A 12,439-nucleotide genomic window follows, 5' to 3' on the forward strand; every position below is an offset into this window, starting at 1 on the left:
TCTGCTTAGCTTGCCGTATACAGCCATGCTCTGCGCTGTTTATCTTTTGACTCATAGGCGGCGATGTCTGAAACGTGCTGCAAGGTAACACCAATGCTGTCCAGGCCTTTAAGTAACATTTCTTTGTGACCGGGTTCAATGTCAAAATGATAAAGTCTTCCCGCACTGCTGATCACAGCCTGCTTCTCAAGATCCACCGAAACCTTCGAATCCTGAGGGTGAGTACTCACTTCATCAGCCAGTGCCTGAACACATTCCTGTTTCAGTACAACCGGAAGAATGCCATTGCGGATACAATTCTGATAAAAGATAGCGCCGAACCCGGGGGCAATAATTGCCCTGATGCCATATTCAGCAAGCGCCCACACGGCATGCTCTCTGGACGAGCCGCAACCGAAGTTATTGCCGGCCAGTATTACCGAAGTATTCCCGTACTCCGGCTTATTCAATACAAAGTCCGGATTCGGCTCTCGGGAGTCCGGCATCTGATATCGCCAGGCCGCAAACAAGCCTTCACCTAAACCCTTTTTAGATACCCTGCGCATTTCGCGGCTGGGAATAATGGCATCGGTATCAATATTGATTTGAAGTAGCGGAGCGGCAACGCCCGTGTGGGTAACAAATGGTTCCATTAGCTAAAATCTCTTAACTGGCGCGGATCGCAAATAGCACCTGTAATGGCGCTGGCAGCAACCGTTGCAGGACTGGCAAGATGAGTACGGGTTTTCGGACCCTGACGGGATTCAAAGTTCCGGTTACTGGTTGAGATGACCCGTTCTCCGGCGCCAAAGTGCTCTCCGCCGGCAAAGAAACACATAGAGCAGCCGCTTTCCCGCCACTGGAATCCGGCTTCAATGAAAATTTTATCCAGCCCTTCAGATTCAGCGGCCGCTTTCACTTTTTGCGAACCGGGAACACAAATCGCCTTCACGCCCTGCGCGACTTTTCTTCCTTTCAGGATACTTGCCGCACTGCGTAAATCTTCTATGCGCGCATTCGTGCAGGAGCCGATAAAGGCATTATCAATTTTCAGGCCCTTAACGGCCATTCCGCTGGATAAGCCCTGATAGTCCAGTGCCCGCGCAGCGGCGGTTTTAGCATCGTCACTGCTAAAGCAGTCCATTTCGGGTATCAATTCAGAGATACCGCAGGCATGCTGGGGACTGGTACCCCAGGTCACCGTAGGCTCAATCTCCGGTGCCTGAATAGTGATTTCTTTGTCGAATACCGCATTGTCATCAGTCACCAGCGTTTGCCAGTAAGCCAGAGCCGCATCCCACATTTCTCCTTCCGGGGCGTAAGGTCTGCCTTTCAGATAAGTAAATGTTTTATCGTCGGCTGCCACCAGCCCGGTAAAGGCGGCAAACTCTACCGCCATGTTACACAAGGTTAAACGACCTTCTACAGACAGCGCTTCAACGGCACTGCCGGCAAATTCGATGGCATAACCGGCGCCGCCATTGGCACCATACTGACCAATCAGATGCAGGATCATGTCTTTGGCAGTCACGCCTTCCCCGGTTGCCCCGTCAAAGTTCACCCGCATCAGTTTGGGTTTGCTGATACGCAAAGTCTGGGTGGCCATGGCATGCTCAGCTTCCGAAGACCCAATCCCCCACGCTGCTGCCCCCATCGCACCTTGCGTACAGGTATGGCTGTCCGGACATACCAGCGTCATGCCCGGCTGAACAATACCCATTTCGGGGCTGATCACGTGAGCAATCCCTTGCCGGTCATCGCCGATATCAAACAAGGTAATGCCCGCATCTGCGGCTTCTTTTCTGGTGGCCTGTATAAAATCCTTACCCGATGGCATCAGCGTGTCATCACCACGGCCGGGGAAAGTATCGACAATGTGATCCATGGTGCAGAACACTTGCTGAGGATGGCGCACCGGTCTGCCGGTTTCGGCCAGACTTTGCAATGCGATGGAGCCGGTTCTTTCATGCAGAAACACCCGGTCGATATAAATCAGAAATGTACCATCCGGGAGAGAGGCGACCAGATGATCGTCCCAGATTTTTTCGAAAAGCGTTTTCGCCATATTTTTCCCGCGTTAAATTTACCGGTTGTGCCCAATTACGGTTGTTGAGACTGCCATGCCTGTTGGATCTCTGATGCCGTTGCGAACCATACGCCCTGCTTATCTGCAATGTATTGCAGCGCATTCTCAAGACAACCAATACGGTGTGGTTGTCCGGTCATCCACGGATGCAGATTAATAGCCAGTAAACGGCCGCCCTGCTCTTCAGCTTCATTCAGCAGTAAGTCGCAGGCATCTTTTAACTGTGTTTCGTAACTGTCTTCGCTGTGCAGATTGCTGCCCATGATGAAAAAGTCATCCAGTTCGCTGGACAAAGGCATGGCAGTGATCCCGCCGGCATTGGTGCGAAATGCATAAGGCATATCATCGTTCACCCAGTCGCACATGTAGCTGATACCATTTTTCGCCAGCAAAGACGGTGTACTTGCAGACTGCAAACGGCCGGGGCTTAGCCAGCCGGTAACCGGCTCTTCAAAGCGGTTGCGCAGTACGCTGAGTGTTTCTGATATCAATGCATTTTCGGCGCTCTCTGATAGCCCGCCATGATGCAAATCATCCATTTTCCAGCCATGAGCAATCACTTCATCACCACGCCCGGCAATGAAATCCATCAGGTATGGTGCACGCTCAACCATGGCACCATTAATTGCCACCGTCGGTTTAACACCTGCCGAATCCAACGCTTTGAATAAACGGAAAATGCCGACACGGTTTCCGTAATCCCGCAAACTGTAGTGACGCAGATCCGGATAAGGCATTTTCATACCGCCGGGTACCGGCACCGGGTTTTTCTGTTCATTAAGCGGGAAGAACTGCACGTTAACATTCACCCATACCGCCAGTTTTTTACCGTCCGGCCAGAAGATACGGGGACGGTTCTCCAGCATCGACCAGTCATAAAAATCGTGGTCCATGCCGTGGCGACGCAGAGGGTAATTGAGGTGTTCAGCATCAAGACTCATCGCAAGCCTCCCCGCTTCGCAGCGATATCGTTTGAAACGGTGTCATAGTGGTTGTTCAAAAAGTGCGACGCAATTTCGCGCCCGGTCGTCACCCATACATCGCTGTGCCCGGTGATGTATTCCAGTGCTTCTTCAAACGCTTTCAGGCGGTGGGGACAACTGACCTGATAATTGTGAGTGGGTATACACATGATGGTGCCGCTTTCCGCGCCTTCCTGATACAAACGGTCAAAATTGGCTTTCAGCATCTTGCCGTACTGGCGGGGCTCCACTTTGTTCACCACATAAGCGATGGTGTCGTTCATCTCCAATGAATATGGAATGGACGCAAAACGTTTACCTGAGCGGGTTTTAATGGGCGTTGGCTGATCGTCATGGAACAGATCGCAGGTGTAGAAACCGGCGTCGTCACCAAACAGCGCCGAACCGGCCTCTGCAAATAGATCAATCGTCTGCTCACTGTGGGAAAGCGCCGGTGCCAGATACCCTGCACACTTTTGCTGAGTGTGCCGGTAAATGGTTTCGATAGAGTCCGTGATCATCTCACGCTCCTGCTCTTCACTCATGCCATAGGTATAGCGGGTGTTGTAAATACCGTGACTGAAAAACTCCCACTCACGCTCTGCACATAATTCAATAATTTCCGGATGGTGTTCACACAGCGCAGTCGACAGAGAAATTGAGCCGCGGATCCCGTATTTGTCCAGCAGCTTCATTTGCCGCATGTGACCTACCCGGTTGCCATAGTCACGGATCCCATACCCGCCGATAGACGGATACGGACCGGGCCAGGCTTTGCGATACGGGTTCGCGGGCGGATCTAATTCATAGAACTCGATATTCGGCGCAACCCAGAACGCCACTTTAGCGCCGTCGGGCCAGGTAATTTTCGGCCGGTCATGATAAGGCCAGTAGTCGTAATATCCGGGATCGTTCTTCATCAGCTTAGCCTTCCGCCTGATTATCCAGCCAGTCAAAGACTTCCTGAACCGCCAGCACATCGGCGTACTTCAGTGACAAATCGGTAAGGTTGGCAAAGTGGAAACTCTCGTGCTTATCCGCCACACACTCTTCCGGCACGATGGTACGGTATCCGCGTGAAAGACTGTCTACCGCACCGGCACGGATACAACCTGACGTAGAACCGCCGGTAAGGATTACGGTATCGACCTGATGCCACACACATAGACTCTGCAACTGTGTTTCAAAAAACGGAGATGGCATTTTCTTGCAGTAAAACACATCTTTTTCAGGGTCGGTGATCAAACGGTCGTCCAGCTCCGAGCGCTCACTGCCGAACTTGATATTTTGTAAGCTGTCCGGCGTATCTGTGCGGGTGCCCCAGATACCGGCATCTTCACCGGATTCCATGTAAGCAACGTTAGTCCAGACAACCGGCCAGCCCAGTTTGCGGAACTTTTGCGCCAGAGTATTCACATATTCCAGCTGGTTAGGATCGGTTTCGTAAGCAGTTTTGAATAAGTCTGTGCGTGTATACGCTTTCTGCAAATCAATGTTCACCAGAATGGCTTTCTTGCCGAATCCGAAACGTTTACGTGCAGGATTAGCCCTGACTTCTTCGTAGATTTCCCGGGCTGTTTTATTGGAAAGCTCCATATTATCTCCTCAGACAGAATGAACACCGAACAAAATATAGATATAACTATATTACAAATGTTGCGAATTGAAAAACAGAGAATTTGGTTACTTAAACTGGCATAGCAACCGGAAGCAGCGTTGCGGGATAATTTGCAGTAAATACAGATAACCAAAACACTAATGCTATAGCGTTCCGGTTAATGAGAAATTGATAATAGTTAAAGAATAGCTATTCTTCCGGAGTTTTTTTACTCACTCGATATTCACAAGGCTGGTGAGGCTTTCAGGATCCATGATGCGGATAGATGTTGGTGAAGGCGTGGTGATCAGCCCGTCTTTTTTAAGCCGGCTCAGCGTTCTGCTGACCGTCTCGACCGTCAGGCCAAGATAGTCGCCGATATCAGCCCGCGTCATAGGCAGCTCAATGTGCTCAGGCGTAGCACCCGGAATACGCTTCAGGAAATGGGAAATCGCATAGCCCACCCGTTCGTAAGCATTGAGCTGACCGAGCAAATACACCTGATCAAACGTCAGTTGCAGAATCATTGAACGCAGGCTTTTCAGGTTTTGCTTTAGCGTGGGAATTTCTTCTGAAAGCTCATACAGCTTCTTACGCTTAAATTCGTAAGCAGTACTGGGAGTAAGACACTTGATCCCATATTCGTAATGTTCTGAATTCGATAATCCGATGAAATCACCGGCAAACACGAAAGCGAGGACTTGGCGGCGGCCATCATTGGAAATCCGCTCAACCATGGCGCAACCTGAAGCCATATTGAATACGCGGTCTGAAGGGGAATGCTGCAAACAGAGGTATTGTTGCCTGTCCATTAATCTGAGCCTGGCATTTTGCGACAGTACCAGCATCTCATCTGCCGACAACGATTTGAATAACGGGCAGTCATTCTGACGCACGGGCGATTCAGTTGGATGACATAATTGCAACATAATACATGGCTCCCCATCTTCCGCACAGTTCAGGAAAGATAATTGGCAAACGACTATTCACGATACAATGCAAGTAGCAATAAACGTGCTCTTTTACAAAATATTAACAATATATTTTTGCGAAAAGTCAAATTATCAGATAACGCTCTGATTTAAATAGATGAATGGCAGATCGTAATATCATTAATATTTATGAGTGAAGCGCGGCCGGAGACAAGAAAGGCCGGTTTGCCCTTCAACAGTGCAACCGGCCGCGCCAGAGTAGTTCACCTGCAGATGTGCCGGATTACATCTCGTAAGACAGAGACAAACGCCACATCATGGGGTCAGCCATGAACCGGGGCTGAACGACATCGAATCCAAAGCCTGTGTACCAGTATTTTTCATCGGTGAGGTTTTTGCCGGCCAGCGTTAATTTCCAGCGATCCACTGCATAAGATGCATAAGCATCGACTAGTGTCAGCGCAGGAATATGGCCGATTTCAGCATTGTCAGAGGTTGAGAAGAAATCTGCTTTACGGTTTACGTTCGCGCCAATTGCAAACGTGCCCGGACCAATATCAGCCGTGTAATCCAGACCCGTGGCATACTGGAATTTAAAGACGTTCGTCATCTGATTGCCAAGCAGAGCACCGGTAGATTCTCCGCCCGTAGCGGCAGTATCAGTGTATTCGCTGTCCTGATAAACGCCATTTGCCCACAGGCTCAGGTTTGAAGTCAGCCGGACCCGCATATCAGCTTCAATACCTGTATGTTCAGCATCGTAGTTTTCGGTAATGAAAGCACCGTCTGCCGTTACTGACTGTTGCTGAAGGTTGGTATAATCATTGAAAAAAGCAGATACGTTAAGACGAAGTCTGTTGTCCATCAAGTCTGACTTCACGCCGAGTTCGTATGCACTTACTTCCTGCATCTGAAACGCTGTTCCAAGGGCCTCAGCGGTTGATGCCAGACTGTTGTAGCCACCGGCTTTAAACCCTACTGTGTAACTGGCAAACAGGAAAAGATCTTTATTCACCTGATATTCCACGCCCAGCTTTGGCGTAAACTTGCTGAAGTCATCATCGGAGACAACCGCCTCACCGGAAAGTGACGCGTCGAGGGATTTGTTTTCCTTTGTATAACGACCGCCAACAATAACACTTACATCATCACTGACGTTGAGATTCACCTGACCAAATGCAGCGTAGCTGTCGGTACTGACATCAAAATCGGTATACGACTCTGCCAGATAAATCACAGACTCGACATGCTGTGTCCCGCTTTCGTTGAAATAGTACAATCCGCTCACGAAGCTGATAAAGCCATCCATAGCGTCACCCTGGAATTGTATTTCCTGAGAAAACGCATCCTGATCACTGGTCGATTCCCGACCAAACAGTTCGATGTAGCCTTCACCGAACCAGGGGTATTCAACACCACCGGAAAAGCCGACGCCCCAGTCATCCTTCAGGTTGTTCCAGGAAGTAACGGAACTGACAGTCAGGTGACTGCTAAGCTCTTTTTCTAAATGTAAACTCGTACCAACTTGCTTATCTCTGGTGAATGAAGCATTTGGCGACAACACGGTATCAATACTGCCCGACGAGTATTCCCACTCATCGTATGGCTTGTCCATGCTTTCCATATCCACGGCGGAGGCATACATGCCATCTGCGTCGAAATCGGTATAAAACCCCTTCAAACGTGCAGAAAAATCGTCGCCGACATAATATAAGTCGCCCTGAAAACCTTTGAATTCTTCAGCGCCCACATCCTTCTGAAGTGTTTCTGCGTATTGCCGGCCGCCATCACGGTCACGGTACATGCCGCTGAATCCGCCACGTAACGTACCACTGTCGTTCAGCGAGCCACTCACCATCAGTTTGTCGTATTTTTCATTCCAGCGGCCAATTCCGGCTTCATTTTTAAAGCGGAATAATTCGTCCGGCGCTCTTGAAATAAACTTTAGTGCACCCGCCGAACTGTTTCGGCCGTAAAGCGTTCCCTGCGGCCCGCGAAGCACTTCCACCCTTTCCAGGTCCAGCATTTCAATAAACGAAGCGGCAGAGCGGGGTTGATACACATCGTCAATATAAATACCGACTTCCGCTTCCGCTGTAATATTCGCACCATCGGTCACACCACCACCGCGAATATAGGGAGCAATACCTGCACTGCCGCCTGTTACTCCGCGAATGTTTACGTTTGGCGCTACCTGAGTAAGGTCTTTCGCGTTATCTATCTGCATGCGCTCAACATCGCTGGCGGTAAGTGCCGTCATTGAAACCGGCGTACTCTGAATACTTTGCGCTTTGCGTTGCGCAGTAACAGTAATATTTTCGATTGCCAGATCGTCAGCTTCTGCGGTTTCCTGCGCCAGCGCAGAGTACGTCAGTGGCATTAAAGCAAACAACGTTGCCAGCGGACGAAGCTTAAATTGAGGATGTTTCATGTTGTTCAGTTCCTTCACTCGTGGCGTTTGCCTTTTCACTCTTATAATTAAAATGATTCGAATGTTCCGGCCGGCTTGCAGCCACTACATTTCTTATTCAGATTCAGATAACCGTGGTGCAATCACCTTATAACCACTCAGAAAGGTGCACTATGACAAATGTCAATCGCTCCCGGATGGTTATGAGGTAGTGTCAAAGCATGCAAAAGAATGGTTTTTCTGAAAGGTATTATTATGAGTATTAAGACTTCATTCGCATTAATCACCGGTGCCGCCTGATATATTGCTCTGTGAGTTCAGGGCATATCCTTGTCCGGCCTCACCCGCATAAAACTGGCAAATCTGGGCAGACCTTTTTGTGTTCTGCCGTAGAATTTGTACGTGATCCAACTGCCCACCGGTGGCGGACTGGCGCGGTCTGCATCGCTCAGGCCACTGCCTACTTTGAAAATCAGGCCATCGCGGCTTTGCACGATGAGCGAGCCGGTCAGTCCTGCATATTTGCCTTTCCCCGGCACATAGCCAATCACTTCGGCTTCATCATCTTCATGACGTTTCAGTTTCAGCAGCAGCTCACTGCGACCATCCTTATACAGAGCCTGCCTGTGATGCAGCATAAGCCCTTCACCGCCCGCATTAACGACCTCATCCAGCCTTTGCTCCAAAGTTGCTGCAGTAGCAATCTGCTCCTGAGGCACAGCTTTTAGCGCAGTCCTGTTTGTGCTGGCCACCAGCTTATTGATTAATTTTACCCGCTCAGCAAAGGGCTTTGCGGACCCCGGCAAGTCGAACACCATCATGCTGACTTCCTGCCACCGTTCATCCGGCGTATCCCGCAATACCACCGATGCAATACGCTGAAAATCATTACGCTTCGTCCATAACTCTCCGTCCAGCGCCTGTGCCGGCCAGTTCGCAATAAACCACTCAGGCGCATGTATTTTATTGCCGTTTCGCGTTTTCAGTTCTGTACCCGTCCACCGGGCCCGGACGCCATCCAGCTTTTCACTTACCAGGTAATTTTGAATATCAATCGAATCTGAGTACTGTGAAGCAAGTTGAAGAGGCATGTTTTCTTCATCAACAGGCTTATTTGCCAGCGCAGCAGCAGAGAAGACAGTGACAATCATGAGCAAAAAAGCACGGGCGGGATGTGTCATTCAGGTAGTCCGGTAAGGTAAAAGACTCAGACTACAGCGCGGCCCCGATAAGAAAACCGGGCTTACGGGCAGATTAGGGGCGGTTTCAGAGTGCCTTAAATAAAAAGGGGCGAAGTGGAAGGCGCATTTGATGAAATGCGCAGGGCATTCAGCTTACCTGATAATGCGCTTTAACGGTGTCGATGAAAGCCTGCCAGGTTTCGTTAGGTTGCCAGATGGCATCCAGGTCTGCCTTCGCCTCAGCTTCAGGCTCGCCCAGTTGGGTGACACGGTACAAATAGGTAAACACAGCACCACGCCAGTTCAGTTTACAATGGGTCAGCGTTGTTCCTTCCCGGTTCTGTGCCTGCTGCATATAACCCACGTACTCCTGAAAATTTTCCAGCGTCGGGTTATCCCACACCACCTGCACATTCTCGTACGCCAGGCCAGTATCCAGAACAATTTCCCGTTCCTCACTTCTGTCACCGGGGATCAGGTCAATCACGGTGGTAACGCCCTGTGCTTTGAACACATCAAAATGAGGCTTTGATGGCAGTCCGGAACTCACCATATTTTCAGTATTTACCTGAAAATTCTTCAGCGGCGGCAGCTTTTCAAAGTTACCGCTGTCAGCAGCCTGAGCAAGTGTAGTAAACATCAGAGTAGTCAGTAGTAACAGGTGTTTAAATGCGTTCATTGTTCCCTCGTTGGCGAATGGTTCGGGCGGCTTCAGTAAGCTCACTATAGGGGTTAAAGCCGCGCCGTACTACCATTCTTTTAGTTGCTGGAAATCTTTAATTCTGTCCCGCTGCATCACCATGGCTTCGAATACGTCTGAAAAACTACGGTTTGCGGCACTTAAATTAGGAAGAGACAGGTTAGCCTGAATAAAAAACTCATCAGCCTGATCCTGCCAAGCCTGCTCCCACCATCCGGTAATGACATGCCGGCTATTCATCATCCGCAAACTCGTCGGTAACTTATCGGATTTTTCAGCATTTATCTTTGATTGTGCCGGTAAAAGATTCCAAAGATCGTTGTTGGGCCAACGTGCAAATGGCATGGCGTGGTCAACAGCGTAGCTGTTTATCCTGATAGCCTTGCTGGACCAGCAGCATTTCACTTCTTCCTGCGTCAGCAAGCTGTCCACGCGGCCCCTGACTCTGGCTGTTGTTCTGACAGGGTCTTCCCAGCTCAATGCGCGGAGTAAATCCCCTTTAGAGACCATGCGGTTTTGTCTGCTCAAGTAGCTTTCCATCAGCGCTACCCATTCATTCACCAGCGACGGTTCTATCCAAACGCTGAACCGTGAAAGGGAATCCCAGATGCGTTCAGGCACATAGAATTTACCCACAGATGCAAAATAAGCCCCGTCGAGTGACAGGTTGTCCTTAACACGGGGATGGCTAAGAGTGACATGAAACACACCGTCTTTTGTGCCGGGAAGCGTGATGTATCTGACCGGCATATCTCTGATAACGGTGGCCACATCCTTTATGGTGCGATGAACGGCGCGGGCACTGAGAGGGTCTGAAAAGTTCGCCCCGACATACAAATCATTGCCGGAAAAGGAAGTCAGTTTTTCCCAGCCATCTTCTTTCAGGAATCCGGGCTTTTTAGCCGGGTCGCTGTTCTGCGGGAGATTAAAATGATCGAGGAGAGGCTTAAATAAACGGATCCAGTACAACGCCACCAGTCCCGCCGGTAATACAACATACCCGTCGGTACGGTCGATAACCGCTCCTGGATGACCCTCAGCTATTCTGAGCAGGGTTCTGAGTAAGGCGACTTTGTATGTCGACGACTTGCCGTCGTTTACGATGATATTTCGAAGTAACGGAAAGGCACCGGAGCCGTCGTCCGGTAGCGTGAGTACCACGGTTTCCCATGTTACGTCGCTACGTCCAAGTTCATCAGGTTTTGCTTTTTTGTTCAGCAGCCTGAAGCTTAATCCAAACCGCTTTGCCAGCGCTGACAGTTCATCTGCGGAAACCGGATACATCGTGCGCCCGTCATCAACTGCGCCACCATGGCGAAGAGAGATAACAATTTTGCCATTGGCTTTTAGCAGACCACTGACTTTGCGCAGGCAGCGCTCCCGCTCAGAAGGCACAATGTGCATCCAGACCGCGCTGAGTAAGATAAGATCGAACCGGGCAGACAGGTTAAACACTTTTTTGAGTTCCGGCAGACTGTCATCAAGCCAGTGAACAGGTTGATTTACGGCATAGTGTTGTGCCCGCTCGCGTATGCCGCCGGCTGGCTCAACTGCAACAACACTTAACCCTCTGGACGCCAGATAGCGTGCATCACGACCGGAACCGGCACCAATATCCAGCGCAAAACCCTGTTGCGGAATTTCTTCCAGCCAGTCCTCATGCACCTGTTCGAAAGACACACTGTTGTACTGCGCAGTCAAACGCTCAGCATGCTTCGAATAATAGGTGATGTTGTCAGACAAGCAGCGTTTCCTTCGCCAGCTATTTGCAAGATGCAATTGAATGAAACAGGTATATCAGCAAGGCGGGTTTGGGACAAGGGTGAGATACTCAGCAAACTGGCCTTGCGGGAAAATTACAGGTGTTGACTCATGTAGGCCAGAGCAGTTTCAAATGCTGACTTCTGGAAACCTTTTAAACCAGTCTCGCTGAACTCTACGTACATCTGGCTATCTTTTAACGCTGCTTTGATCTCCGTTGGCGGCAGAATGATCACCTTCACGTCGTTTAACAATTCCAGCGCGGCTTCTAATTTGAAACCAATGGCACCACCGGCAAACTTACCCTTCATCGGACGCTGGCGGATAACGATTATTTCGATTTTGTAATCCTGTACCAACTGAGCGAAGGATTTCTGAAAGTACTTAAGCTCATGGGCAGTCGCAGCTTTTTGCAGGCTCAATTTACGAGTGCGGCAATCAGGAAGCCGGAACATATCGTTCTCAAGATTCAACAGGGCAATGTTTGCATCATTTCCCGCCAGTTCTACACCACATACACGCATTACAAAACTCCACCTTTAAGTACCGAACCGGAGTATACCGGATTTACTGACTCCGGGGGCTGATTTTCTGGTTTTGAATACTCTTTTCCGCATGGTTTAGCTGACAGAGAAGCTTCAGGGGAATGAATGGTGACTCACAGAGCGATACGATTAGAAATTGGCGACAGAGCCTGATTCAAATGGCGCACCCGAGAGGATTCGAACCTCTGACCTTTGCCTAAGAAGGGACAACTTCGGGTATTGAATTAAACAGGTTTCTCTCGAAAAGCACTTTATGGACGGTTATTTACACTAACCTGAACTAATT

The 12,439-nt window shown here is 49.7% G+C and carries 11 protein-coding genes; all 11 read right to left on the bottom strand.

Annotated elements, in window-relative coordinates; all coding sequences use genetic code 11:
- Positions 1 to 5 precede the first annotated feature (5 nt).
- Entirely contained in the window at positions 6 to 632 is a 627-nt protein-coding gene (gene leuD / locus ACXAGR_RS08940; RefSeq protein WP_474824053.1) for a 3-isopropylmalate dehydratase small subunit, read from the bottom strand.
- Positions 632 to 2,044, bottom strand: a complete 1,413-nt coding sequence (leuC, locus tag ACXAGR_RS08945) for a 3-isopropylmalate dehydratase large subunit (RefSeq protein ID WP_474824054.1) — start codon at positions 2,042 to 2,044, stop codon at positions 632 to 634. Before leuC ends, leuD begins: the two co-directional genes overlap by 1 nt.
- A 35-nt stretch (positions 2,045 to 2,079) precedes the next feature.
- Positions 2,080 to 3,006, bottom strand: coding sequence for a polysaccharide deacetylase family protein (locus ACXAGR_RS08950; protein ID WP_474849407.1), 927 nt, complete (start codon positions 3,004 to 3,006; stop codon positions 2,080 to 2,082).
- Positions 3,003 to 3,947 (bottom strand): polysaccharide deacetylase family protein, encoded by a 945-nt coding sequence (locus ACXAGR_RS08955; RefSeq protein ID WP_474849409.1) that lies wholly within the window; start codon positions 3,945 to 3,947, stop codon positions 3,003 to 3,005. The genes ACXAGR_RS08950 and ACXAGR_RS08955 overlap by 4 nt, the downstream gene beginning before the upstream one ends.
- Before the next feature lie 4 nt (positions 3,948 to 3,951).
- On the bottom strand, positions 3,952 to 4,623 hold the full coding sequence (locus ACXAGR_RS08960; protein ID WP_349582390.1) for an isochorismatase family protein: 672 nt from the start codon (positions 4,621 to 4,623) through the stop codon (positions 3,952 to 3,954).
- Positions 4,624 to 4,857: 234 nt separating this feature from the next.
- A complete protein-coding gene (locus ACXAGR_RS08965; RefSeq protein ID WP_474844103.1) occupies positions 4,858 to 5,553 on the bottom strand; it encodes a Crp/Fnr family transcriptional regulator in 696 nt (231 codons plus the stop codon).
- Positions 5,554 to 5,839: 286 nt separating this feature from the next.
- The gene (locus ACXAGR_RS08970) at positions 5,840 to 7,987 is read right to left on the bottom strand and encodes a TonB-dependent receptor (RefSeq protein ID WP_474849411.1); all 2,148 of its coding nucleotides are present in this window, start codon (positions 7,985 to 7,987) and stop codon (positions 5,840 to 5,842) included.
- Positions 7,988 to 8,283: 296 nt separating this feature from the next.
- Positions 8,284 to 9,147, bottom strand: a complete 864-nt coding sequence (locus ACXAGR_RS08975; RefSeq protein ID WP_474849413.1) for a DNA ligase — start codon at positions 9,145 to 9,147, stop codon at positions 8,284 to 8,286.
- Between the two features lie 148 nt (positions 9,148 to 9,295).
- A complete protein-coding gene (locus ACXAGR_RS08980) occupies positions 9,296 to 9,826 on the bottom strand; it encodes a protein tyrosine phosphatase family protein (RefSeq protein ID WP_474849415.1) in 531 nt (176 codons plus the stop codon).
- A 69-nt stretch (positions 9,827 to 9,895) separates the two neighbouring features.
- On the bottom strand, positions 9,896 to 11,590 hold the full coding sequence (locus ACXAGR_RS08985; protein ID WP_474849417.1) for a class I SAM-dependent methyltransferase: 1,695 nt from the start codon (positions 11,588 to 11,590) through the stop codon (positions 9,896 to 9,898).
- A 113-nt stretch (positions 11,591 to 11,703) separates the two neighbouring features.
- Complete coding sequence (locus ACXAGR_RS08990) at positions 11,704 to 12,132, bottom strand: DUF3010 family protein (protein ID WP_474849419.1); 429 nt, start codon at positions 12,130 to 12,132, stop codon at positions 11,704 to 11,706.
- Positions 12,133 to 12,439 lie beyond the last annotated feature (307 nt).

It is taken from the genome of Alteromonas sp. ABH4_457 (assembly GCF_056160625.1).